24 protein-coding genes are annotated in these 25703 nt (G+C 37.5%); 12 read left to right on the top strand and 12 right to left on the bottom strand.

The window, feature by feature from the left end; genetic code table 11:
* Positions 1 to 23: 23 nt before the first annotated feature.
* From IE056_RS15670 to IE056_RS15630, 9 genes are all read left to right on the top strand, one after another.
* Positions 24 to 1484 carry a type I restriction-modification system subunit M gene (locus IE056_RS15670; RefSeq protein ID WP_189605678.1) on the top strand — a complete coding sequence of 487 codons (1461 nt, stop codon included), beginning with the start codon at positions 24 to 26 and terminating at the stop codon, positions 1482 to 1484.
* Positions 1484 to 2857 carry a restriction endonuclease subunit S gene (locus IE056_RS15665; protein WP_189605676.1) on the top strand — a complete coding sequence of 458 codons (1374 nt, stop codon included), beginning with the start codon at positions 1484 to 1486 and terminating at the stop codon, positions 2855 to 2857. Before IE056_RS15670 ends, IE056_RS15665 begins: the two co-directional genes overlap by 1 nt.
* Positions 2854 to 5559 carry a P-loop NTPase fold protein gene (locus IE056_RS15660; protein WP_189605674.1) on the top strand — a complete coding sequence of 902 codons (2706 nt, stop codon included), beginning with the start codon at positions 2854 to 2856 and terminating at the stop codon, positions 5557 to 5559. The genes IE056_RS15665 and IE056_RS15660 overlap by 4 nt, the downstream gene beginning before the upstream one ends.
* Before the next feature lie 50 nt (positions 5560 to 5609).
* Entirely contained in the window at positions 5610 to 6065 is a 456-nt protein-coding gene (locus tag IE056_RS15655; RefSeq protein ID WP_189605672.1) for a DUF6998 domain-containing protein, read from the top strand.
* A complete protein-coding gene (locus IE056_RS15650; RefSeq protein WP_189605670.1) occupies positions 6019 to 6336 on the top strand; it encodes a hypothetical protein in 318 nt (105 codons plus the stop codon). The genes IE056_RS15655 and IE056_RS15650 overlap by 47 nt, the downstream gene beginning before the upstream one ends.
* 35 nt (positions 6337 to 6371) lie before the next feature.
* Complete coding sequence (locus IE056_RS15645; RefSeq protein WP_189605668.1) at positions 6372 to 8939, top strand: DUF8426 domain-containing protein; 2568 nt, start codon at positions 6372 to 6374, stop codon at positions 8937 to 8939.
* Positions 8923 to 10131: an McrC family protein gene (locus tag IE056_RS15640; RefSeq protein WP_189605666.1), complete on the top strand. Its 1209-nt coding sequence runs from the start codon at positions 8923 to 8925 to the stop codon at positions 10129 to 10131. The genes IE056_RS15645 and IE056_RS15640 overlap by 17 nt, the downstream gene beginning before the upstream one ends.
* 93 nt (positions 10132 to 10224) lie before the next feature.
* Positions 10225 to 10896 (top strand): DUF433 domain-containing protein, encoded by a 672-nt coding sequence (locus IE056_RS15635; RefSeq protein ID WP_189605664.1) that lies wholly within the window; start codon positions 10225 to 10227, stop codon positions 10894 to 10896.
* Positions 10893 to 11306: a PIN-like domain-containing protein gene (locus IE056_RS15630; RefSeq protein ID WP_189605663.1), complete on the top strand. Its 414-nt coding sequence runs from the start codon at positions 10893 to 10895 to the stop codon at positions 11304 to 11306. Before IE056_RS15635 ends, IE056_RS15630 begins: the two co-directional genes overlap by 4 nt.
* A 292-nt stretch (positions 11307 to 11598) precedes the next feature.
* Here IE056_RS15630 and IE056_RS15625 read toward each other — a convergent pair whose 3' ends face one another.
* The 6 genes from IE056_RS15625 to IE056_RS15600 form a co-directional block, all read right to left on the bottom strand.
* Positions 11599 to 11925 carry a DUF6730 family protein gene (locus IE056_RS15625; protein ID WP_189605662.1) on the bottom strand — a complete coding sequence of 109 codons (327 nt, stop codon included), beginning with the start codon at positions 11923 to 11925 and terminating at the stop codon, positions 11599 to 11601.
* Between the two features lie 12 nt (positions 11926 to 11937).
* Entirely contained in the window at positions 11938 to 12795 is an 858-nt protein-coding gene (locus tag IE056_RS15620) for a relaxase/mobilization nuclease domain-containing protein (RefSeq protein WP_189605661.1), read from the bottom strand.
* The gene (mbpA, locus tag IE056_RS18550; protein ID WP_229793783.1) at positions 12792 to 13295 is read right to left on the bottom strand and encodes a mobilization protein MbpA; all 504 of its coding nucleotides are present in this window, start codon (positions 13293 to 13295) and stop codon (positions 12792 to 12794) included. The genes IE056_RS15620 and mbpA overlap by 4 nt, the downstream gene beginning before the upstream one ends.
* A complete protein-coding gene (locus IE056_RS15610) occupies positions 13282 to 14154 on the bottom strand; it encodes a DUF8464 domain-containing protein (RefSeq protein ID WP_189605660.1) in 873 nt (290 codons plus the stop codon). The genes mbpA and IE056_RS15610 overlap by 14 nt, the downstream gene beginning before the upstream one ends.
* Positions 14155 to 14350: 196 nt before the next feature.
* The gene (locus IE056_RS15605; protein ID WP_189605659.1) at positions 14351 to 15535 is read right to left on the bottom strand and encodes a VapE domain-containing protein; all 1185 of its coding nucleotides are present in this window, start codon (positions 15533 to 15535) and stop codon (positions 14351 to 14353) included.
* Between the two features lie 16 nt (positions 15536 to 15551).
* Positions 15552 to 15845: a helix-turn-helix domain-containing protein gene (locus IE056_RS15600; RefSeq protein WP_189605658.1), complete on the bottom strand. Its 294-nt coding sequence runs from the start codon at positions 15843 to 15845 to the stop codon at positions 15552 to 15554.
* A gap of 454 nt (positions 15846 to 16299) precedes the next feature.
* On the opposite strand from IE056_RS15600, the gene IE056_RS15595 reads away from it, so the two are divergent.
* A complete protein-coding gene (locus IE056_RS15595) occupies positions 16300 to 16812 on the top strand; it encodes a hypothetical protein (protein ID WP_189605657.1) in 513 nt (170 codons plus the stop codon).
* Entirely contained in the window at positions 16806 to 17501 is a 696-nt protein-coding gene (locus IE056_RS15590) for a nucleotidyl transferase AbiEii/AbiGii toxin family protein (protein ID WP_189605656.1), read from the top strand. The genes IE056_RS15595 and IE056_RS15590 overlap by 7 nt, the downstream gene beginning before the upstream one ends.
* 42 nt (positions 17502 to 17543) lie before the next feature.
* Here IE056_RS15590 and IE056_RS15585 read toward each other — a convergent pair whose 3' ends face one another.
* The 3 genes from IE056_RS15585 to mnmE all read right to left on the bottom strand — a co-directional run bounded on the left by IE056_RS15585 (position 17544) and on the right by mnmE (position 21090).
* Positions 17544 to 18263 (bottom strand): hypothetical protein, encoded by a 720-nt coding sequence (locus tag IE056_RS15585; protein ID WP_189605655.1) that lies wholly within the window; start codon positions 18261 to 18263, stop codon positions 17544 to 17546.
* Positions 18253 to 19395, bottom strand: coding sequence for a tyrosine-type recombinase/integrase (locus IE056_RS15580; protein ID WP_189605654.1), 1143 nt, complete (start codon positions 19393 to 19395; stop codon positions 18253 to 18255). Before IE056_RS15580 ends, IE056_RS15585 begins: the two co-directional genes overlap by 11 nt.
* 222 nt (positions 19396 to 19617) lie before the next feature.
* Positions 19618 to 21090, bottom strand: a complete 1473-nt coding sequence (mnmE, locus tag IE056_RS15575) for a tRNA uridine-5-carboxymethylaminomethyl(34) synthesis GTPase MnmE (protein ID WP_189605653.1) — start codon at positions 21088 to 21090, stop codon at positions 19618 to 19620.
* A gap of 359 nt (positions 21091 to 21449) precedes the next feature.
* Here mnmE and IE056_RS15570 point away from each other — a divergent pair, with 359 nt between their 5' ends.
* Complete coding sequence (locus tag IE056_RS15570; protein WP_189605723.1) at positions 21450 to 21788, top strand: DUF4870 domain-containing protein; 339 nt, start codon at positions 21450 to 21452, stop codon at positions 21786 to 21788.
* A gap of 94 nt (positions 21789 to 21882) precedes the next feature.
* Here IE056_RS15570 and dnaN read toward each other — a convergent pair whose 3' ends face one another.
* From dnaN to gldF, 3 genes are all read right to left on the bottom strand, one after another.
* Positions 21883 to 23001: a DNA polymerase III subunit beta gene (dnaN, locus tag IE056_RS15565; protein WP_189605652.1), complete on the bottom strand. Its 1119-nt coding sequence runs from the start codon at positions 22999 to 23001 to the stop codon at positions 21883 to 21885.
* 221 nt (positions 23002 to 23222) lie between these two features.
* Positions 23223 to 24899 carry a gliding motility-associated ABC transporter substrate-binding protein GldG gene (gene gldG / locus IE056_RS15560; RefSeq protein WP_189605651.1) on the bottom strand — a complete coding sequence of 559 codons (1677 nt, stop codon included), beginning with the start codon at positions 24897 to 24899 and terminating at the stop codon, positions 23223 to 23225.
* Positions 24896 to 25627 carry a gliding motility-associated ABC transporter permease subunit GldF gene (gldF, locus tag IE056_RS15555; protein WP_189605650.1) on the bottom strand — a complete coding sequence of 244 codons (732 nt, stop codon included), beginning with the start codon at positions 25625 to 25627 and terminating at the stop codon, positions 24896 to 24898. The genes gldG and gldF overlap by 4 nt, the downstream gene beginning before the upstream one ends.
* Positions 25628 to 25703: the final 76 nt, after the last annotated feature.

Here is a 25703-nt window from a genome sequence, read left to right as displayed (position 1 = left end):
TAAATCAATATCTCACAAATTAAATGAGCGCAGAAGAAATTGCCAATAAACTCTGGAACCTTTGTAATGTTCTAAGGGATGATGGAGTAACCTATCATCAATATTTAAATGAATTAACCTACATACTTTTTCTGAAGTTATCTGAAGTAAAAGGTTTTGAGGAGCACCTGCCGGAAGAATATCGCTGGAGAGGTTTTGTAAATGAAACAGATAATAATGAAGCCTTTGTTCGTTACCGGAAGTTCCTTGCAGAAATAAGTAACAAAACCAGCAGTGACAGCATTAAGGAAATTTATGCCGATGCTTCTACAAGTCTTCGGAAGCCGGTGAACTTCAATACTCTTGTCCAGGCGATTGATAAAATTGACTGGTATGAAGAGAATGACCGGGATGTGATGGGTGACATTTATGAAAGCCTTCTGGAAAAGAATGCCGGAGAAAAAAAGAGTGGGGCAGGGCAGTATTTTACCCCCAGACCTCTCATTAATGTGATGGTGGACCTCTTAGTTCCGAAACTGGGAGAAAAGTGGAATGATCCGGCAGCGGGAACTTTTGGTTTCATGATCTCGGCAGATCACTATTTACGGGAGAAGCATGATGAATATTATGAGCTTTCTGAAAAGGAAAGAAAATTCCAGGAAGAGGAGGCATTTAGCGGAGTGGAACTGGTGGGAGATGCCCATCGCCTGGCATTGATGAATGCCCACCTGCATGGAATGGAAAGCAAGATCTATCTGGCAGATACCTTAACTGAATTTGGCAAAAGCCTGAAGAACTTCGATGGAGTATTAGCCAATCCTCCTTTTGGAACCAAAAAAGGCGGAGAGCGTCCTACCCGTGATGATTTTACTTTTCCAACCAGCAACAAACAGCTCAATTTTTTACAACATATTTACCGAAGCCTCAAAAAGGATGGTAAAGCCCGGGCAGCGGTTGTGTTGCCCGATAATGTTTTGTTTGAAGATGGCGATGGGCAGCGAATTCGTCGTGATTTAATGGATAAATGTAATGTACATACCATTCTTCGATTGCCAACAGGAATCTTTTATGCTGCCGGAGTAAAAACTAATGTATTATTCTTTACCCGGGGTACGACAGAAACAGGCAACACTAAAAATGTTTGGTTTTACGATATGCGCACCAATGTTCCAAATTACGGCAAACGCACTCCTTTTACCGAAAAAGCCTTTGAGGATTTTATTAAGGCTTACACAGGGGGGATAGGTTATGAGGAGGTAGAAGAAAAGTATGACGGACTGGTAAGCGATGAAATGCGGGAGAAAATTAAAGATGAACGTTGGAACAGAATTTCCCGAGAGAAAATTGCAGAAAAGAACGACAGCCTCGATGTAGGCTTAATTGTAGATAGTAGTGTAAGCAATGGGGATGATTTAGGAGAACCTGTTGAAATTGCAAAAGAAGCCCTGGCAGAAATTCAGGAAATTACAAAGCAGTTAAATGCAATGATAAAAGAGCTGAATTAATGGATGTTAATGCAAAAAAAGATTGGATTTTTCCTCAATTAAAAGAGCTGACTTCTTTTGTAATTGGTGGAGACTGGGGAAAAGATCCTTTAGTGGTAAATGATGAAGAATATGTCGAGGTTTATTGTATTAGAGGAAGTGAATTTAAAAACTGGAAGAGGGAGAAAGGTGAAACAGCTTCTTTAAGAAAAATTAAAAAATCCAGTTTAGAAAAAAGGGAACTTAGGAAAGGGGATATTCTACTTGAAATTTCTGGAGGAGGTCCAGATCAACCTGTTGGTCGTACTGTAATAATTGATGATGATGCACTTAATAGGAATGATAACTATCCTAAGGTGTGCACAAACTTCTTTAGGTTAGTAAGGTTTGAGGAAAATCTAAACAAGGAGTATATTAATCACTTTTTACAATACTTCTACCATTCTGGTGAGGTTGTTAAGTATCAGGGAGGTAGTAATAATCTTCGAAATTTAAAATTTAGAGATTACGAAACTATTAAAATTCCACTTCCACCTCTTCCTGAACAGAATCGAATAGTAGCTAAACTTGAGAAGCTTTTTGAACAACTGGAGGTGATTAATGACAGTTTAGATAAAATTCCGGTACTACTTAAAAATTTCCGGCAGCAGGTGCTTTCCCAGGCAGTTACAGGAAGGTTGACGGCGGAATGGAGGAAAGGTAAAGATATTCAAGAGTGGAGAGTTGTTCAATTAGGTGAATTACTAATTGATACACCTAAAAATGGAGCATATTACCCAAAATCAAAATATGGTGAGGGAGTCAAAATTATCAGAATTGATGCTTTTTATGAAGGTAAACTGAAATATTGGGAAAAGGTTCAGAAAGTACAAGTTCCTCAAAAAGATTTTGAAGCTTATTCTTTGAAGGAAGGTAATATTCTTATTAATAGGGTAAATAGTATCGACTACTTAGGAAAGTGTATGCTAGTAGAAAACTTACAAGAGCCTGCAATTTTCGAAAGCAATATGATGAGATTAATTATTGATGAAGCAGAGGCAGATCCTTCTTTTTTGAGATATTTCCTTACAAGTCATAAAGGGAAAAAAGAATTAAGAAAGAATGCAAAGCATGCGGTTAATCAAGCAAGTATAAATCAAACTGATGTAAAATCTGTTTTGGTAAACATTCCGGAAGTAGAGGAACAAAAAGAGGCGGTAAGGAGAATAAATATTCTTATGTCTCAAGCTGATGCCCTTGAAACGAATTATCTTGTTTTAAAGGAAAAAATAGGACAATTGCCTCAAACAATTTTGTATAAAGCATTTAAAGGAGAACTTATCCCGCAGTTGGAGAGCGATGGGGATGCGAGGGATCTGGTGAGGGAGATTGAAAATTTGAAATGTAAGGTATGATAGAAAGAAACATTAAACCCTCCTTTATTTTTTTTGTGGCATTAGTTATTGCTTTAATCTTTCTTAATCAAATTGCACATTTTATTGGAGAAATAGGTGAAGGCTTCTATAATCGGGATGCCATTATAGCTTCTATAATAATCCTTATAATTGTCTTTTTTAGCTATTATTATTGGCCTAAAATTAGGACCAACTATCTTTCAGATAGGCGAATTACATTAGGATTATTTTTAATAGGAATTATTTACCTGTTTTTACGATTCACTGATTCTGGTCTAATTTTGAAACCTTACGATTCCTTCTTTAAATATTCAGATGTTATATTATACCCAGTAGTGCTTCACCTTGTGGTTTTGGCTAAAACCTTTTTTAAAGAGTATAAGATAAATTCTGGTTTACAAACCGAAGGTAAGAAAAGTTATTTTCTTCAAGATAGTTTACATACCTCGGGAGAAATCGATAATGAAAAGATTCTTCTAAAACTCCAAGACTCCGTTCAGAACTTTAAACCGGAGCACTCATTTAGTATTGGAATTAATGCTGTATGGGGATATGGTAAATCAAGTTTTTTAAAAAAATTCGAAAAAAACTATAGTGAATTAAATGGTGATGCGGTTATATTTTGGAATCACATCTGGAAAAATAAAGGGGCGAATGCAATTATTGAAAACTTTTTTCAAGAATTGAAAGAAAACCTGAGCCCTTATTCTTCATCAATTTCTAGTAACATAGATAATTATGTTGAAGCAATTTTAAGTATCAGTCCTAATGACTTTTCAAAATACATAAAATCGGGAATAAGTATATTTTCGGAAAATGAAACTCTAGAAAGACACTTTCAGGAAATAAATAGAAACATACAAGTTATAGATAGGCAAATAATTGTGCTATTAGACGATTTAGATAGACTCGAACGAGATGAGATTATAAGTACCCTGAAAATTATTAGAACCATCTCTGATTTCAGTCATGTAATTTTTATTGCCGGTTACGATAGAGATTATATAGTTCAAACTTTAAAGATTGAAAAGAATAATTTTTTAGATAAAATTTTCAATGTAGAAATAAATCTACTGCCTTTTGATGAAACTTTAATTTCAGACGAATTGTTAACCTACGTAAATGAAGCATATCCTATATCTAATAATAATACAGACGTAAATGGATTTAATGCAGGTTTCAGGAACATATTTGGAGAAATCCAGGATAATAAGGAAGTGGATTTAACTATTGCGGACCTTGTTGAAGAAGATAATTGCGTTGAACAACCTCTGCGATATAATGATTTTTTACAAACTTATAGAGATGTAAAAAGATTTTTTAATGAATTCAAGTTTAATGCATCTTTCTTAGACAATGAGGAGGATGTTATAGCTGAGGAGTATATTTTACTAAAACTTTTGTTTTATAAATTCAGAAATCTTCAGAGTATTCTAATACCTAAATTACCTTTTCTTTTAAGCAAAGGAACTATTGATACCGAAAATAATAAAGTTCAGCAATTTGGAGGTGCGAGCCTTAGCAATGTATATATGTTCGATTCAGATGCAAAGGGTAAAATCAATGAATTATTAAAAACTCAAAATTTTTCAGAATCAGACCTTAGTATAATCAATTCAGTACTCTGCCGACTTTTCAAGAAAAGAACTCCTGATTACTACAATTCAAATATAAACTCCATCTCTAAAATCTATTTTACAGATATGTACCTCCGAAATAATATTGTTGGAGGTAAAGTATCTATTACAGATTTACAAAATGGCTTTAAAGAAGCAAAGTTATATGCGATTTCTAAGTCAATTTCTAACAATGTGAACCAGGCTCAATTTCAAATTAGTAACGAAATAAAGCAGTTTATCTTTAGTAATCCTCCAGTTAAACTAGATCAATTTCTTGACCAATTAAGATCATTAAATTTTCTTGTTCATACTAATACGTTTAGCGATGATCAATCAACAATAAACCTTATTAGAGAGGCCTATCATGCTTTTTATAACAAAGAAAAAACGTCGCTGATACCGGACTTAATCAAAGTTGTAAATAATGAATCTTCAGGATATTTAATCAGGTTGTTTAGAGAGGTGAATTTGAATTTGATAAGGGATAATAGCAATATGCATTATTCAAATAAAAAGACATATGCTAATTTAGAATTGGACTCTACGGACCTGAAGGAAATTCTTATTAGCAAGTTAAAGCATTTAATTTCTAATCAGGGAGATCCTGTTGAAATCTTTAATACCTATAGTCAACACGTTGAATTTTTAGCATTAGACAAACAAATATTACGATCTCAAAAAGGAAACGAACTCATTAAAAAGGATATCGAAAAAAGGTTTGTAAAGTATTTTAAGTCAAGTGTTTTTAAGTCCTTGAAAGGTGAAATAGATGATAATGAAGGGGAATTTGTTGGGTACTCACCAAATTTTTCCTTTGCTCAAATATTCTCGAATCCAAAAACTTTGGAAGCCCTACAATTAGATCCCCAGGATAAAGTTATTTACGACCGATTTTATAAAGAAGGCTGGGAAAACTTTAAAGAATTCATTCTAACTATTAATAAAAAAGATTTTAAAGAAACAGATGTGGATTGGGAAGGGGTGGAAAAAATGAAGAAGTTCATTTACGTTTACGTAGAGAATAATTGTGAGCCCTTAAATAAGGATAGATACGAGAAAATATATTCTGAACTCCCTTTTTAAATCAGTCGGCTTTTAATCTTCTAAAATAATAAGTTAATATTGATTTAGAAATGGTTGAAATTAAAGAATTACTTAGAATCACGGATAATTTGAGAATGAAGTATGATGATAAATTAGATTTTTCATTAGATGGTAGATTGGTGGGTGATATTGGAGAAGCATTGGTTTCTGAAAAATATGACATAGAACTTCATGGTAAAAATGCTCAGGTGTATGATGGATACCAAAGAGGAACCAACAAGAAGGTTCAAATCAAATCCAGTTTCAAATATAATTTTAACTATCCATATAGTAAGGATTTAGATTATTATATAGCTGTTCATATTGAACCAGATGGTGAACTTGAGGTGATTTTCAATGGTCCGGGAAAAATTGTTCATGATTTTTTAAAGGGAAGGAAGAGAAAGACCTATAAAGATATCTGGTACACCATTTCAGCGAACCATTTAAAAATGCTTAATGAGATGGTTAAAGAAGAAGATAGAATACATCCAATCAACACATAAGATTATGAAAGCAGTTGAGGAGGTAGTTAAAATAGGCTATGTCATCCAAAAATATTTGGAAGAAAACAATTTGAAAGAGGCTAAACCTAAAGATCTCATGCCTCTACTAATAAAAAAGGGGATTTTTAAACAGGATCATAGAGAGGGCTTGCCTTTAAGAGAATTACTTAAGCAATTGGAAAGGGCAGGTAAACTATATCTGATTCCTCAGGCTAGTTTTGAACAAAAAAACCAAAACAAATACTGGTTTTTCAATGCTCTGGAATTGTAGATAAAAATCCGAACAAGGGGAAATAAATCATTGATATGGCAGAAAGTAACTCAACTACAAATGTAAAATCAGAATTTGCCGAATGGCTTCTTAAACATGCCCCGGAGTCCTACACCTTCTACCTTGGTTCCTTTTCTAATTCTGTTTTGGAACGATTGGATGAAATCAATTCTTTTTTTCCTGATATAGATCTTTTTACAATAGAATTTAGTAACCCCGAAAAGATAATAGAGTATATAGAAAAGAATATTTCAAACAAGAAAGCTAGGTTGAGAAATCCGGCTTTTAGCCAATATGATAAGAAGAACAGCAATGGGATTCCTAAAGCTGTAATTGGAAAGAATAATTATTTAACTTTTCTAAAGCAGCGTTTTAACTCTACTCAGGAAAAACGTTATTGGATATTCCAGGGAAGTCCTGAAATATACGATATCGAAAGAGCCTTGCGTGCAGGACATCTTAAATCCTGGAAAGTTGCAGCTCATAAAGACAGAATAAAACCCGGAGACAAAGTTATTCTTTGGCAAACAGGAGAAAAGGCAGGGTGTTATGCTTTGGCTGAAGTTATCTCTGAGGTGGGAGATATTCAGGAAGAAAGTTATGAGAAACAGTATTATAAAGATCCTGTTTCAGCTTCAAAAGAAGAAGATCGGGTAAAAATCAAAGTTATCAACTATCTGGCAGATGATCCCGTATTGTGGTCTGACATTAAAGGATTACCCGATTTTCAGCATTTTAAAGCAGGAAATCAGGGAACAAATTTCACGGCTACCGAAGAGGAATATAATAAAATCAAAAGGATGTCTGTCAAGGTTTCTCATAAGCAATATTGGTTATATTCTCCAGGAAAACAGGCTAAGCATTGGGAAGAATTCTATTCAGAAGGAATAATAGCCATAGGCTGGGATCGACTTGGAGATCTCCAAAAATATTCCACAAAGGAAGAAGTTATTGAGAAACTTCAGGAATGGGAGAATTCCGATTCCTCTAAAAAGAACGATGCAACTGCTTGTGATGACTTTTTGAAAAAGGTAAAAAAAGGAGATGTTATCATTGTCAAAAAAGGTAAGCGAACGCTACTGGGCTGTGGTGTGGTAACATCAGATTATTTCTATGATGCCAAACGTGATTATTTTCAAAAATGCCGAGAAGTAGATTGGAAACAAAAGGGATCTTGGAATACCGAATTTGATATCGTGACAAAAACCCTTACCGATATTACTCCGTACAAAACAGAGGATCCAAATTATAATACTTATTATGAACGACTTCTGGGAATTATGTCAGGAGATAAGTCAGCGGCAAGAATGGATTATAGAGTAACATTAAACCGGATCCTCTACGGACCTCCAGGCACCGGAAAAACGTTTCAATTACAGGATAGCTATTTCAAAGAATTCACTGTTCAGGAAACTTCCCTGAACAGAGAGCAATACTTGGAAAACATAGTTTCAGATTTAAAATGGTGGCAGGTTGCTGCTATAGTTTTATTGGATATTAAGAAATCAAAAGTAACTGATATTGTTTCTCATGAGCTTTTGCTGATAAAAATAAAGCTCTCGAATAGTAAAAATCCTAACGCCACAATTTGGGGCTATTTACAGCATTATACTGATCCCGAATGTGAGTATGTGAAGGTCGCGGACAGGAGTTCGAATCCAATTTTTTATAAAGATCAAAATTCATATTGGGAAGTAAAGGAAGATCTTTTAGAGCAGTTTTACCCCGAAGCCTATTCCATTTTGGAAGAGGTGAAAAATTACCATCCCAATCCGGATAAATTTATAAAGAACTATGAATTTGTGACTTTTCATCAATCCTTTAGCTATGAAGATTTTATTGAGGGCATTAAACCCAATTTAGATGAGGAAGAAAACATTGTTTCGTATCGTATAGAAGATGGAATTTTTAAAAAAATGTGTCTAAAAGCAGATGCTGACAGGGAAAATCCTTATGCTCTTTTTATAGATGAAATAAACCGCGGTAATGTTTCGTCTATTTTTGGCGAACTCATCACCCTTATAGAAGATGATAAGAGGTTAGGAGAAGAAAATGAACTACGGGCAAAACTGCCGTATTCAAAAACTGAATTAGGAGTGCCGCCAAACCTTCATATCATTGGCACCATGAACACCGCCGACAGGTCAGTGGAAGCCCTAGATACAGCTTTGAGAAGGCGCTTTGTATTCGAAGAGATCATGCCTCGCCCCGAACTGCTGAGAAATATTGATTTTGATGGTTTCAGCCTGGAGGAATTATTAATTACGATCAACGAAAGAATAGAGGCCCTCCTGGATCGTGACCATACCATTGGGCATTCCTATTTCATTAAGATCAGTGGCGGAGATACCGAAGCACTTCAGAAGGCGTTTGAGAATAAGATCATTCCCTTACTGCAGGAGTATTTTTATCATGACTACGAAAAAGTTGCTCTTATACTCGGTGCCGGATTTGTGGAGCGAAAAGAGGGTAAAGTTAGCTTCGCGAAATTTCCAAAATTAGATCTTCCGGAAGTTCTACCGTCTTATCATCTTAAGGAAGTGGAGGATATAGAATCAGCTGTAAGAATCTTACTCAACCGGGAAGATGAGGCAGGGGAATAAGATCATCCAGGTTTTTGAGCATGAACTGCTGCAGGTAGGGGAGCAGTTTCAGCAAAAGCATTTAAAAGCCTTTTCTAAACTGAATGCCCTGCATAATGATATGTATTTCGATCTCCGGTACAACGGGATAAAATTTAAAAACTTTGTTGGTGTGATCCAGGTAGACGGTTTGACGGTCGAGATCCTTCCCAAGATCGATGCTGCTGAAACCAATGAAGTGCTATGGCAGTCTGTACTTATCGAAATGCTCAAAACAACCCGTAAGCTAAAGGTCCAGAAGGTGGGAAATGTGAATGTCTCCCGGCAAAACATTCACCTCCTCGATATATATTTCGAATGGTTCCTCAATGAGTTGGAACTATTGATCCATAACGGCCTAATTAAGCAGTACTACAAGCAAACAATGAATGTAAAGGCACTTAAAGGAAAACTGGAGTTCGCCGGCCACCTTAGAAAGAACCTGATCCACAAGGAATGTTTTTACACTACGCACCAGATCTACGACAAGGATCACCTCATTCACCGGATACTTTCTAAAGCTTTATATATTATAGAAGATTTTACGAAAGGTACTTACCTGTATTCCAGGTGTAAATCTGTCCGCCTAGATTTTCCTGAGGTGAAAGAGATCAAAGTAGATAAGACCACTTTTTCGAGAGTCAAAAAAGGTAGAAAAACAGCTCCTTATGCTACTGCTTTAGAAATCGCCCGTCTCATCATTTTGAATTATGCACCCAATATTTCTGCAGGAGATGAAAAAATGCTGGCACTGCTCTTTGATATGAACAGTTTATGGGAAGAATATGTACTGGCGAAACTAAAACAGGAGGCATCTTCACTGGAAAATGTGGAGGTGTACGGGCAGCAGTCCAGAGAATTCTGGCAGGGGATAACCATTCGACCTGATATCGTGGTGAAAAAGGATGACGAGTATTTTGTCATCGATACTAAATGGAAAAATATTCAGAATTTCAATCCGTCCACCCAGGACCTGCGGCAGATGTACGTGTACAATGATTACTGGAAGTCAGTACAGGCTATGTTACTCTATCCGTCGACGGAGAGTCGTGCACCTGAGTTCAAGCCGTTCGTGGGTGAAAAACATTATTGTGCTGTAGGACTATTGAATATAATTGAGGATGGGAAATTAAAGGGGGATTTGGGGAAGGAGATAATGGATTGGTATGTTTAAAGAATAGTGGAGGGTAGGGTGAATTACTTAAAAAAATTTTAACTGCTGTTATCTGAATTAAATTATTAAGTAAATTGCAAGGAATTAAAATCTATGGTCTTCGAAAATAAACCTCAATTAGGACTTGGTATTTATACTCCGTCAGAGATTGCCCAAATACTACGTTTGCCATATTATAAGGTGAACAGGTGGATTGACAAATATTGGGATGGAGAGTTGGGTCATGAATTCGAAAGAAGATATTCTTGGACAACTGAAAATTCTAAAGCTGTGAGTTTTCATACTCTTGTAGAATTTTATGTGATGATGCAATTGGCTGATGCCGGCGTAAAAACAAGGAAAGTTCTTGAAGCCCATAAAGAACTCTCTCAAATATTCAACACGAAATTTCCATTTGCACTCAAAGAAGTGCTGGATGGGATCAATACAGATGGTAAGCGAATTTTTTTTAGTGGAAATGGCGCCACAATCAATCTTGACGGTACTAAACAATTTAATCTTGAATTCATCAGGGTATTTTTCAAAAAACTAGATTTTGACGCAAATCATTTAGCTTCAAAGCTTTGGCCTTTAGGTAGGGAAAAATCTATTTTAATTGATCCCTCCAGAAAGTTCGGTCATCCCGTAATGGAGATGAAGAACATTTATCCTGAAACCATTTTTGGGCATTTTAAAGCAGGTGATCCAATAGAGTATATTTCTTTCGTCTATGAATTAACTGAAAAGGAGGTGCGGGATGCGATTGATTACATGAAAGCAGCATGATAATCTATCTAGATGAAAATATGCCCCGTCATCTTTCTGAAGGTTTTCATATACTTCAATATCCTGAAGGTTTTAAAACAAAGCAACTGATAGAGGTACGATATATCCCGAGTATTTACGGGGCAGGAGCAAAAGATGTTGACTGGATCCCAAAGGTTGGCAAAGAAAAAGCATGTGTCATTACACAGGATATCAATATCAATCGTAGAAAGCATGAGTTGGAACTTTACCGAAAACACAAAATTGGAATGTTTTTCTTAAGAGGTCCAAACAAAAAACAGGGGTTGAGTATTTGGCAAATGGTTGAAGCCCTCGCAAAGAACTGGTCAGAAATTTCTCAGAAGGTATATGTGGAGAAAAGACCATTTGCTTATACTTTTGGTTTAAAAGGAACATTGAAAAAGCTATAAAATAACTTGCGATGCTGTTTCCTGAAGTATAAAGAAAATGAACTGGAAGTGCAACGGGAATATTTAAAATTTTGGGACATCTAATCCAAGAAAGATAATAGACTCTATCTCTAAAAATTACAGATAACCTCGTTTTTTTTAAATAAAAAATATTTTTTCCAAAACCATAAGCTCTTATAGGTTGTAACAATTCTGGAATTTGGGTGCAAAAAAATGTTCAACTTCAAAAATATCTAATAAAATCACATTATAAGGTGCTGTTGTTCATATTGACTATGGAGACTTTATTCTTTTATCCCCTATAGGTTAGTACCCCACTATCAAACAGTAGCGCAACAATTAGGATAATATTGAGAATGAGCGATATAATAAAAACCACCACCGCCCAATTCGGGTAAATCTTTGCCTCCTTTATCATTTTTTCTATAAGCTCATAGATCTGTTCAGCTTTTGAATTTTGGCTTTCCAGGGCCTTTCTTTGATCTGCGAATTGATTTTTCATCTCGGACAGATCTATGGTGATCTTTGCTTTCTGTACTTTCTCCAGCCGTTTTACTGCATTATCGAAATCCTGGATTTCTGAAACCAGCAGTTCTGTAATTTCTTCAAGTTTTGCCATCTTTTAAAATTTTTAATACCCAATACCCCGGTCGATTTCTCTTTTAATTGCATGTTTTAGAATATTTACTACCAACCGGGAGGAGAGTTTTACTGTTTTATCCACCATCAAAAACTGCATGTTGTTTTTAACGAATCTTTCGACCCCTATAGTTGCGGCCATTTGTTTTCCAATATTTCCGATACTCAAAGAGCGGTCGACTGCACTTCCTTTCAGGTTGTAACCGTCAAACTCAAACCGGAAGCCCTGTAATTTTCCGGCCTTATTGATACACGGGATCACTTCCACTTTATTAACCTTCATCACTTCGATATATTCGTTATAAGATTTCGGACTGAATTGTTTCATGGTTAGATCATGCCGTCGTTTAATTTCAGCCCGAATATCTTTCAGGTTGAATTCTCTTTCCAATTGTACCTGTTTTACCGTGGTAAGGTTCATTTGCCCTGCAACATTTTCAGCCGATCGTTGGCTGCGCTTGCCAATGAAACTGTCGTTGTAGGCCACCCCTTTAAAGTCAATCCGGTTCACATATAGATGGATGTGTTTGTGCTCTTTATCCTGGTGTATAAAAGCTATGGCCTGCCGTTCTCCCAGTTTCATCTCTTTCATAAAACGGTTACATATTTCAGCCAGTCTTTTCCGGTCCAGATTCCGGCCATCCTCAATGGTAGGGCTAATGACGAATGACAAGGTGTTCTTTTTGCAATTGGTATTCATTTCCTGAATGAAGGCAAATTCCTGGCTTACCTCCACAGGATTTTCCCCTGCCAGGTGTTGACTGAAAACAACTTCGGCATCCTTCTCCTGATTCCAGCCATACATAATCGAGGCCTGCGTGTGTGCGATGGCTTTCCCTTTACCGATCATTTCTGTATGTTTTCGAGGTGAACTTTGATCTCATCAGCAAGCTGGTATACAGCCGTTGAAAGCTTCGGATCTTTTTTCCTGAACATGTTTCCTATTGCTTTGAAGTTGTTGTGGAATTTCACCAGGGTTTGATAGGCTTCCAGGTGCTCATCGGAAAGTCGCTCTTTGATGTCTTTTTCGGCTGCAACTTTTCTGCAATACTTGCTAAGGGATAAACCACTTCTTTTAGCCTTGACCTGCAGCAGCTTTTTTTCATAGACGGAACATCTGAATTTTACCAATTCCCTTTTCCCCTTAAACATCTCTTTTTTTTCATTGCGACCATCGGGAGCAAAGAATTTTGTGTCCACAGACACACATCTTGCCTTTAAATCCCAGGGATTAATATCCCTTACCGGCTGAATAATTTCCAGGTCTTCCGGTAAAAGGGAATCTTTGTTCTGGATTACTGTTGCAGGAACAACCAGTTTTGGTTGTAGCTCACGTTCAACATGTTTCATTCGATTTGGAATTAATAAGTTTTTCATTCAAATCTTTAAAGCCACAATAGGAGTGACGTTCATCGGTGGCTGAATCAAAAAGGTCAATAAGCATATCGGTTGCTTTATTTCCTGCAGGGTCGTTATCCAGGTATAGCCGGATGTGTTTATAGTTGGATAGGTATTTCCTGATCTTATGAGCAAAGCCAAGGGAATTCAGAATAATAACATCTGAAGCGTTTACCAGGTCTTCCTCCATAACTACCAGGGATAGAAAATCAAACATTCCTTCCGTGATTAATAAGGTGTTGTTGTTTTTCCGGAGATAGGAAAAGGATTTTGGAGAGCTGGAATTTTTGCAATACTGATTGCGCAGTTCCCATCCTCCGAGATGGTTTTGTAAACCTATCGCGAAATATGGTTTGGCTTTTATCCTATACCAGACTTGTTTACAATGTTGTTGAGCTATAGGAAAAGGAATGCCCCTGGCCTCCAAATATTTTAAAAGAGCAGGATGAGTAATAAAGCCTATATCGAAAATTTTTAACCCCTCATTGATATCCGCTGTACCCTGAAGTGGTTTCGGGCAAAAGAAAAAAGGATGGGAATCACTGGAAAGGAACTCTACTGCTTCTTCAAATAAACATTTTTTCAATGCCATTATTAGATCTATCACGTTTCCACCTTTTCCAAGTCCATAGTCGAACCATAGGTTTTTAATCAAAGAAACGCTGAAAGAGGCTTGGCTTTCTGACCGCAGGGGACTCAGAAACCAAGCTTCTTTTTCCGATTTTCTGGTGGGGTAGTGGCCTAATGTTGCGAGTATTTTTACGATGCAAACATTACGGGCACTTCTCCACGATAGTTTTTTGAAATTCATATCTTTTAATTTTTTAATTAATCCATTTACCCAGGCCTTGTAAAACCTGGTTTTTCTTTCTTTTTTTGCTATTGTTTCTATTTATCCCAATTACCCGGAAGTAATTGTGGTAGATAATTGAAGAGGGGAATTACCCTTACTTGAGCCCTTAGTCCAAGGGCTTTTTTAAGTTATAGGGTAAATGGGTAATCTATTTTTATAAAATTTCTAAAGGTGTGGACTTGAATTTTTGCCTGACCAGGTAGCCATAGACCCGGCTTTCTTTTGATTTTATTCTTTCATAACCCACAGATTTTAATGCTCTTCCCATACTGTACATATTGAGACGGGGATTTATACAGGCAAGCTGAATCACCAGGTCCGAAGCAGTTTTAAAATTAGCAGGATCAGAGCTCGGGGAATAGTATTTGCAAAGCAGCTCTTCTTCCATGGTGGTTTCCCTGTAGGTTCTATTCCTTTCTTCGTTTTCAGCAATGTCCTTTAAAGAGAGTTCCGGATAGAAATTTTCATCTATGTAAGTTAGGTTATAAGCCTGGGACCAGACTTTATCAATGTCAATTTCTCTGGTATATGAGAAATTAATGGTATTGTTCAGCTCAAAACATAACCAGCGTACAGAGCCTGTTTCATCATTGAGGAAGGTTGCACGATTTGTGGAGCCTATAAAGCTACAGGTCCTGTATAGTGTGGAATTCTTACGATCATAGGGTAAGCGTTCATTGATCATCGTTTTGGAGAAATAAGCCTTCAGGGCATTTATTTCCTTTTTTGCCAGGATAGACAACTCATCCAGGTTAATGATGAAATTTCTAGTCAGCTGGATCCGGGCATCCTTATCTGTAGTGATGTCTTCTGCAAAATACTTTGCCAGGGTAGGAGGGCAGAGGAACCTGCACCAGGTGGACTTTCCGGAGTTCTGTTGTGGATGTACTAAAACAAGACATTGCTTGTTGAAGTAATTTTTTTCCATGGCGCACCTGACCGTACGTACCAGCCATTTTTTAAAATGGTAAACAAAGAGTTCCGGTTCCTTTAAAGGAAGGTAAGAAGCCAAAGCCCTAATGTGGTCTTCCCCATGCCAATTGGGTAAAGTTTTAAAATACTCCTGGATAGGGTTAAATTTAGGCACGAAATGGGATCTTAAAAAGATCTCGAGTTTGGCAGGATTGACTTTTATATTTGACTGGGACAATTCAATCAGGAATGAATTGACATCCAGGATTTCCCAGTTATTCTTACCACAAAAAGATATCTGAAATTCATGCCCCAACTCATCGTACCGGAGCTCATATTTCTTTGAAGCATATTCAAAGATATAGTCATAGACAGTTTTCTTTTTTCGCTTCCTGACCCCATACATTTTTTCCTCATTGCCAGACATAATATCAGAGTTTGGATTAGAAGAATCTTTTCTTATTCCTGAAGGTGTATTCCAGGACTTCTGTCTTTAGTTCCCCGGCAGATTTCTTAGAGTTGGAAAGAAGCCAGTGATCCAGTTTTTCCCGGGAGAAGTAGATTATTTTCCCCCTGGGTTTAGAAAAGGGAATTTCTCCTTTTGCTGTTAGCTTGTAGAGGTAGCTTCGGGAGATCCCGGTATATTCACTTGCTTCCTCCAAAGACATGACCGTTTTACTTGCACGTAATAGGTTCTCAATACGATCCAGTTGTTCCAGAATTTTAATTGTGTCCATAATGAAATTGTTTAAGGTTGATACTGAAAAAAGCACTTTGGCTTTTCGGATTATGGAGCTAAACTAGGAAGGGAAATAATGGAGATTGTATACATTCAGTACGATGTATGTAAAATTATATACCAGGTATTCAATAAATGGAATAGAAGAAGATAACTTGATATTATACGTGATTGCATATAAGATTTCAAAAACTTAGAATTTTATATGTGTGGACATATAAAAGTAAATCCGGATATTAAAAAGATTGAAACCGAAAGCCTCCCTTACTGGTTAAAGGATTCAGAACTGAAGGTCTTCTATTATTACCATTAAATATTCTAGAGTGAGGTATTATAATTTTGAAGATTACCTTTTGTGGATGATCTCATACTTTTGATATTCCTAAATTCGCAATTCGCGAATCGCGAATCACTAAATAAATCCTTATATTTGTAAATTAAATATAAGAAAGATGAAAGAGCATAGCGGAATGCGACCTCATGACATTGTAGTTCTTTTGAAGATAGCAGCAAAAAAAGGTGATAGCTGGTATATGAAGGATCTGGCTCATGAACTAAATATAAGTGCTAGTGAAATCAGTGAAAGTATTAACCGTTCAGTTATAGCAGGTCTTATTTTTGCTGATAAGAAGAGATTAATGAAAACAGCCATTCTTGATTTCTTGCGGTATGGTTTGCCATATGTATATCCACAACAGCCGGGATCTCTAGTTAGAGGAATTGCTACTGCCCATTCGGCAAAGCCTTTAAAAGATATTATTCAAAGCGAAGAACCGTTTGTGTGGCCTTATTTCAAAGGTGAGTTAAGGGGCCAGGCAATTGCTCCACTTCACTCCAAAGTGCCGGAATCCTGCCTCAAAGATGAGAAATTCTATGAATTGATGTCTCTTTGTGATGCACTACGGGTTGGCAAAGCACGTGAGAAGAACCTTGCTTTTAAAGAACTTGAAAAACGATTATGCTAGAAAACACTTTAATAAATAGGGAGGCTACAAAACGTATAGCTCTAGCTTTGGGTGAATTGAATGAGAATGTAGTGTACGTTGGAGGAGCTATTGTTAGCCAATATATAAATGATGCTGCGGCAGAAGATGTTCGTCCTACGAAAGATATTGATATTACCATGGAAATATTTTCTGTAGGAGAGCTTGAAAAACTTAGAAACACTCTTACCGAACGTGGGTTCACTCAATCATCTGAAGACCTTATTATGTGTAGATTCAGGTTTCAGGGTATAAAAGTAGATGTTATGTCCACAAAAGAAGTCGGTTGGGCTCCAGCCAATCCATGGTTTGAACCGGGTTTTCCAAAGGCTATTCCTATACAAATAGAAGAAACACAAATTAGAATTCTTCCATTAGCTTATTTTTTAGCAACCAAGTTCTCAGCTTTTTCTTCCAGGGGAGGAAAGGATCCCAGAATGAGCCATGATTTTGAAGATATAGTCTACATTCTTAACTACACCACAGATTTTAAGGAGGAAATATTGAGATCAGACGTTGGCGTGAAACAATACTTAATAGAAGAATTTCAAAAAATATTGAAAGACAATAGAATACAGGAAGCCATTATCGGAAACTTATATTATGAGGATCGATTGGAAAGATTTGACAGAATAATGTATGAATTGCAAGCTACAGTGAATAGTATTTGAATTGAACTTAAAAGGTTTGACTTCGAGAAATGATTCCGTAGATCAGCTCAATTTTTTAAAAATATTGGCTAACGTATCATTTTGTTTTGAAACCGGTGTTCGTATAGGTGCATTTTTCAAAGTATTATAATTGTAACCTTTACCGTCAGGACGCAGAACCAGCTTAGAGGTAATAAATAAGTTTTTCATAGTAAGTATGTTATTTGGATAGGTCCTAATAAGATAATCGTAGAATTCCCTACAGGTCGGTCCGTCCATCTTTAAATGAAGTTTAGAATTGTGTTCCCTCCAATCCTTTAGCAAAATATTTCTGAAGTCCTCCAGAGAAGTCAAGTCCTGGTTTATCAGATCGAATCTAACGAGTTCATTGTAAAGCTGACTCAGTTGAAGATCTGAAATAGAAAGATTGAAATTTTCAGAAGATTTAGCAGTAGACCTTTTAAACTGTGGCGCAAAAGTGTCTTCAAATTTCTTAGTCCAGGTAAATTGACAGGCAAGGAATCCAAGAATAAAAGTAAGCCAAGTGATTAATTGAATAAGTAAACCTGTATTTTCCAGAGATGAATAGGAGTAGACCATAAGGTGCATAAAGCCAAGTCCGATCAGGTGTAGAAATATCCTGGGTTTTTCTACCTGCTGCTGCAAAGCAACGGGCTCATTAAAAAAATAGCAGAAAAGTTTTGGGGCAAAGTGAATTGCTAATCGCCCATAGGTGTAGATAAAACCAAGACTGGCCAAGTATGGAAAGAGATCAATTTTCATAATCCATTTCCAGCTTAGGAATTAAATAAGCCGCTTCCTTTTTCTTCTTGTCTACAATTTTCGCATAAACCTGAGTTGTTCTGATTTCTTTATGCCCGAGGATCTTAGAAACAGTATAGATATCTGCTCCATTCTCGAGTAGGAGAACGGCATGTGTATGTCTGGCACTATGGAAGGTGATGTGTTTGGTAATCCCGGCACGCATGCACCACCGGAGGATTTCTGCATTGAAATGGGCTCCATACTTTAAACCCTGAAAAACAAGATCCTTTTCCTGTCTTCTTTTGCCCAAAAGTTCTCTGGCTTGTTCTGAAATAAATTGATACTCCTGACCGGAGGTTTTTTTCTGTTTAAAAATGAGACGGGTTTCGCCTTCTTCATCCCTAACTTCAGACCAGGTGAGTTTATTGATATCACTCCATCTCAGTCCTGTTAAACAACTGAACATAAAGGCTGATTTTAGAACAGGATGTTTACAGCGTGCTTTAGCCATTGCCTGAAGTTCCTCATGGGTAAGATGTTCTCTGGAAGTTTCTCCCTGGGCAAAAGCTTTAACGGTTGTAGCGAAGTTTCTTCGGGTATAACCATCCTCAAAGGCCTTTTTTAAAGCTGCTTTGAATTTATTATAGTAGGTATATTTAGAATTTTGAGACAGGGGAACATTGGATTTTGTCCTGGCTTTTTTATTTAAATGTTGTTTAAACCCTAATACAAATTCTTCGTTAATGTCCTCAAAAGTTATTTTTCTTTTCTTGCAGTAGTCTTCTATATGGTTTTGGGCAGCATCCCAATTATCATAATTTCCTTTACTCTCATATCTTTCTTCCTTCAATTTCTCATAATAGGTAAGGAATAATAATTTATCTTTAGATCTGTCTTTAATCCCGTATTTCCCCTGGGCATATTCTGCCTTACGAATTGAAAGCACTTGCTCTGCTCTCAACAAAACTTCTGCATTCTCCTGGCGTTCTTTTGCAGTTCTTGGTTCTATAATAAGGTATTCTTTTAAATATTCGAATTCCCTATTATGCTCAATCTTACCCTTTTCATCCTGTATGAAGCCTTTATAATATTCAATATAAAGGCTATACTTTCCTGTCTTTAATTTTTTCTTTTTTAGTTTAATTTTCATAACTGTTTAATTTTCATAAAGATAAGAAAATTAATGATTGAGGTGTAAAAAATTACACCTTATGATGAAAAATTAACAATGGGGTGTAAATAAAGTGTAAACAGAGGTGTAAAAAAGAATTAGCTTCGGAAAATTTATAAAATAAAAAGAGGCTATAAAGCCCCTATTTTAGTGAGTTTTGATATCATTTAATATCAAATGATATCAAATAAAATTTGCTGTTTATTTGCCAATACAAAAATTAGCAAAAATATTTCCTAACAGATCGTCATTGGTTATCTCCCCCGTGATCTCCCCGAAGTGGTAGAGTGCCTGCCGAATATCTATGGCAAGTAAATCTCCTGATAAATTTGCATTCAATCCCTCCTGAACCTTATTGATTTCCTCCAGTGCTTGCAGAAGTGCGTTGTAATGTCTGCTGTTCGTGACGATCGTATTGTTGTTCCGGAGTTCCCCAGTATTTACAAATTCTAGGAGCTTGTTTTGCAGCTCTTCTACACCTTCTCCGGTTTTGGCTGAGATAGACATGAGGTCTGAGACTTGAGATCTGAGAAAATCAACTTCCTTATCAGTAAGTTGATCGATCTTATTGGCCAGAATGAGCAGTGGTTTTTGTGGAAATTGATTCCTGATCTTTCCAATCTCAACTTTTACCTGTTCCAGAGTGGGGCCTGCACTTTCCTTTGAAGAATTTGATCTTGAAACAAGTTCAGGATGACGTGTGGGATGGACCTCAGTGTTGATTTCAGGGTGGCGAAGGCGGGAGGTATCAAACAAATATAAAACTACCTGCGCCTGACTTATCTTCTCAAAAGTCCGTTTGATCCCGATGCTTTCCACTACGTCTTCAGTTTCCCGGATTCCGGCGGTGTCGATGAAGCGGAATCCGATGCCACCGATTGAAATTTCATCTTCGATCGTGTCCCGGGTGGTTCCAGCGATTTCGCTCACAATAGCGCGTTCTTCGTTTAAAAGGGCATTGAGAAGCGTCGATTTCCCTACATTAGGTTCGCCCACAATCGCTACCGGAATTCCGTTTTTAATGACATTTCCGACGGAAAAAGAATCTACCAGTTTCTGGAGTACCTTCTGTATTCGCATTACAAGTTGAGAAAACTGATCCCGGTTGGCGAATTCCACATCTTCTTCAGCGAAATCTAGTTCCAGTTCAATGAGGGAAGCAAAATTCAGCAGTTCCTCCCGGAGTTTTTTGATCTCATTTGAGAATCCGCCGCGCATTTGCTGCATTGCCAGCTGGTGTGAAGCCTGATTTTCAGAAGAAATAAGATCTGCCACTGCTTCTGCCTGACTCAAATCCATTTTTCCGTTGAGAAAGGAGCGAAGGGTGAATTCCCCGGCTTCTGCAGAGCGACAGCCTTTTCTAACCAGTAACTGAATGATTTCCTGTTGAATGTACGGACTTCCATGGCAGGAGATCTCAATGGTATTTTCACCTGTATAAGAACGCGGTCCGTGAAAGATCGATACCAGCACTTCATCCAGGATTCTTTTTTCATCTACGATGTTCCCAAGGTGTAAAGTGTGAGAAGGCTCATTCGCTAAATCTTTTTTGCTCTTAGCCCTGAACAATGGAGCCACAATAGAAACAGCATCTGTTCCCGAAACTCGAATGACTGCAATAGCCCCGGCTCCCGCGGGGGTGGCTAAGGCAACAATGGTATCTTTTAAATTCATGGGGCAAAGGTAGCCCTAAATCGGGAAAAAGTAAAAAGAGAGGATAGGAAGAAGTTGGAGATTCGTTTGAGGAGTATTAGACACGACATAAGCGGTTATTATAGGCCGTCACCCTGAATTTATTCAGGCTATGTAACATGAGATGCTGAAACAAGTTCAGCACGACTTAAGGAGGGGAGGGTAGAGTTGGCACCCTGAATTTATTTCAAGGTCTAATACTCCTGAGATCTTTTTTTACTAAACCTTGTAACAAACCTCATTTCTCATCGTCTTATTAGTACTAGGTAAAACAAACTACTTAATTTCTCCGGTTGGAGAAACTAAAGTTGAGTAACTACTAACCAAAACAAACTATTATGATGAGAGAAGACAAACAACTTTTAATGTTGACCCACTTGAGCCAGTTGCTGGATTTGGTGACGGGAATAGGCGGATTTATTGTTCCGTTGATCATCTGGCTTACCCAAAAAGATAAAGTACTGGGCATGGATGCCCACGGAAAAATGATCATCAACTTCCAGATAAGTATGTTTATCTACAGTATTATTGCTATTCCGTTAATGCTGCTTTTCGGATTGGGAATTCTGATTTTAATAATCATCGGACTTATGGTTCTGATTTTTCCGATAATTAACGCTATCAAAGTGAGCAATGGAGAAATTCCTTCCTATCCTTTGACCATAGAGATACTTAAATAATTTCTTCCCCAACTCCTCCTAAGGAGTTAAAAAAGAAAACCCTATTAGATTTCCTAACAGGGTTTTTATTTTACTCAAATCTAAGATTTCAAGTCTAACTATTCAACATCACCGGCATTACCAGCATAGTCACTTTTTCCCCATCATCAAGTCCGTCGACAGGAGTTAAGATTCCGGCGCGGTTAGGAAGACTCATTTCCAGCTGAACTTCATTTGCATTCAGATTTGAAAGCATTTCAGTTAGGAAACGTGAGTTAAAACCTATTTGCATATCATCTCCCTGGTAAGAACAGGTAAGACGCTCTTCAGCTTTATTGCTGTAATCAACATCTTCCGCAGAAATATTTAATTCGGCTCCCGCAATTTTCAAACGTACCTGGTGAGTGGTTTTATTGGAAAAAATAGAAACCCTTTTTACAGAACTCAAAAATTGTCCTCTGTCAATAACTAATTTATTTGGATTTTCTTTCGGTATCACGGCTTCGTAGTTCGGATATTTTCCGTCAATAAGACGACAAACCAGCGTGGTATCGTCAAAAGTGAATTTGGCATTTGATTCGTTGTACTCGATCAATACATCACTGTCTGCCCCGGAAAGTATTCCTTTTAAAAGGTTCAAAGGCTTTTTAGGCATGATAAATTCAGCAGTTTGTGACGCTGCAATATCTTCCCTTGAATATTTAACCAGTTTATGAGCATCGGTAGCCACAAAAGTCAGGTTTTCCTGGGTGAACTGAAAGAATACTCCGCTCATTACTGGCCTTAAATCATCATTCCCAGATGCAAAAATGGTTTTACTAATGGCGGTGGCCAAAACATCTCCCTGTAGCTGCGTACTGCTGGGATCCTCAAGATTCACTGCCTTTGGGAATTCCTCGCCACTGGCATAGGCCAATGCATATTTACCATGATTCGAACTCAGCTCGATCGTGTTGTTATCTTCAACTACGAAGGTTAGTGGCTGCTCTGGAAAAGTTTTTAGCGTATCCAGTAAAAGACGTGCCGGAACTGCAATTTTTCCTTCAGATTCTGATTCTACCTTTAGCTTTGTGGACATGGTGGTTTCCAGGTCTGATGCTGAAACCGTTAATTCATCCTGATTTAAATCGAATAAAAAGTTGTCCAGAATAGGAAGAGTATTGTTGTTGTTAATGACTCCTCCAAGTATTTGAAGCTGTTTCAGCAAATAAGTGCTTGATACAATAAATTTCATTGGCTTTGTGATATGTTATTCTAACTACAAATATATCTTAATCCTTTAAAATTAGCCTTTCAGGGCTGCTTATTTTATTAACAGAATTATAGAAATGATAGCGTATATGTGTTTTACTATCAGTAGTTTGTAAGATTTTCAATTATGTTTATTGTTAATAAGCAGCATCTCGTGCTTAATTAAGCATTTAATTCTTCGGAAAATTTTTAAGGTCTGAAATTCTAGGGACGCACGTATTTTCTTTTTCTGAGGTAAATAAATAAACCGGCAAAAGCTCCCAGCAAAAGAACCGGAACCAGAATATTTATAACCTGCCAAAAAGTTCTTTCCTCGTCTGCTTCCTGAAGATCAAGAAATGCTATAGAGACTTCTTTAGACCGAATGTCTACTAATCCGGTATCATCCATGAGGTAATTGACGGCGTTAAGAAGGAATTCTTTGTTTCCGTAGGTATTTCCGGTATAGGGATCAAAACCGAGTTCCATAGGTTCGCCTCGCTGAAGGTCATTTTTCACCACATCTCCGTCAGAAATTACCAGCATTTTTGTTTCTTTTCCCCTTTCCAGCGGCTTCTCAACCTCAAAAGGTGTGATCCTGTTTTCATATACCGAAGTAAAACTGCCTTCCAGTAAAACAGCCAGGGGTAGTTCGCCTGCAGTGTATTCTTCGGGATCGGGTTGAGCAGTAATTTGATCCAGACTAATCTCTATTGGGACTCCTTCTAGCTTAGAGGAAGGGGAGCTGGAAAGCATCACCGTTTTTTTAATATCATTTTGCAGGAGATCTATGGGACTGGCGTACTTAAACCGAACTGCTTCAATATTATTTATAATTGCATGATCTCCCGGAGAAGAACTCAGCGGAAAGTAAAACCATGGATACGGATTAAAATTCGTATTATTTCCACTTCCACTGGCCAGAATAATAGGGGCAGAGAAAATGTCCTTTACCAGCGCCGGATTTATTCGTAGACCATACTTAAAGAAGAAATCCCCCAGATTTAGATCTCGTGGCAGGGCTATAGCAGCTCCAGACTGACTAAAAAGGCTGTCTGTTTCCATCGCCACATGTTCTACCATCCAAAGGGCTGTTCCGCCGTTCATAAGGTATTGATCCAGCACGTATTTTTCTTCTTCTGAAAATGCTTCTGTAGGTTTAGCTTCAATAACAAGATCATACTCCTTGAGGTCTTCCAGCGTTTTCTGTGGATTCACAGCTGCAGAATCCAGGGTGAACGGAGCAATAAAATAATACTCCTGAAGGCTGCGTATAAAATCTGCAATGTTGGCATCGGGCAGTTCGCCGTTGCCTCTCATTACAGCAATTTTCTTTCGTTTTGGGTTCACCAGTTTGCTAAAACCATCGGCAAAGGCATATTCCAGTTGTTGTACAGAACTTTCTACCCGTTCTTCGGTAGTGGCGCCCATTTTATTTTTCAGAAGTGGAATAGCAACACTCTGGTTTTTATAGTTGGCCATGGCCCAGGGAAAAATGATAGCCTCAGTTGTCCTTCCGTTCTCCACTACATTAATTCGGGCGGGAGTCATGCCCATATCATAGAATTCTGTTCCAATTTCATTCGCATCTCCACCTTCTTCCAACGGATTCACAAAGTTGAATTTAATGTTGGGATTATACGCCGCAAATTCTTCGAGCAACTGCCGGGTTTCCATTTGCAGCCTTTTAAATTCCGGCGGAAAATCTCCTTTCAGGAAAACATCTACAATGATTGGAGATTCTGCTTCAGCAATAATTTCTTTTGCGGCAGGGGAGAGGGTGTACCTGTTGTCTTCAGTGAGATCAAAACGTTCAAAAAAGAAATAGGAAATGATGTTTACTACCACCAGCACTACCAATAGGATAATCCCCTTTACGATATTGGAGTTGCTATTTTTCATCGCTTTGAATTATTTATGCTGAATTTCGTCAACGCCAGAAAGAAAACAATAAAACTGAAAAAGTAAATTATATCACGCGTATCTATTACTCCTCTGCTAATGCTGTCGTAGTGGGAACTGATGCCGAGGTCTTCCAATCCGAAACTTCCTGCGGTGAAAAGGTTGAGACCAGCCAGTCCTTCAAATGCGAAGAAACAAACGAAGCATAAAAACACCGCCAGAATAAAAGCTACTATTTGATTTTCGGTGAGACTGGAAGTAAACAATCCAATGGCAGCATAACTAGCACCAAGAAATATTAATCCGATATATGAACCTATTATAGCTCCGGAATCGAGGTTTCCTTCAGGATTTCCGAGATTGTAAATGGTCACTACATAAATGAGAGTGGGCAGCAGCGCAAGTAGGATCAATAGTAGTGATCCGAAATATTTTCCAAGTACCAGTTCCCATTTTGTGATAGGCCTTGTAAGTAGCAGTTCCAGGGTTCCCTGTTTAAACTCTTCGGAAAAGCTTTTCATTGTCACCGCCGGAATCAAAAAAAGGAAGATCCACGGAGCGAGTGTAAAAAACGGAGAGAGATCTGCAAATCCGCTATCCAGTATATTATAGCTTCCCTGAAAAACCCATAAAAAAAGCCCGTTCACCACCAGAAATAATCCTATCACGAGATACCCGATAGGAGAGGAAAAGAAGGAGTTTATTTCTTTTTTTAGTAGTGCAAACACGCTGTTAAATTGTATAATGTATTACGTAAACTGTGATTTAATTCCAATTTCCAATGCGGTGCGAGCGTCCCGCTCG

The organism is Salinimicrobium marinum (assembly GCF_014651535.1).
Lineage (GTDB): Bacteria > Bacteroidota > Bacteroidia > Flavobacteriales > Flavobacteriaceae > Salinimicrobium > Salinimicrobium marinum.
Note: the sequence above shows the minus strand (reverse complement) of the source record. Positions and strands in the feature narration are given on the sequence as shown.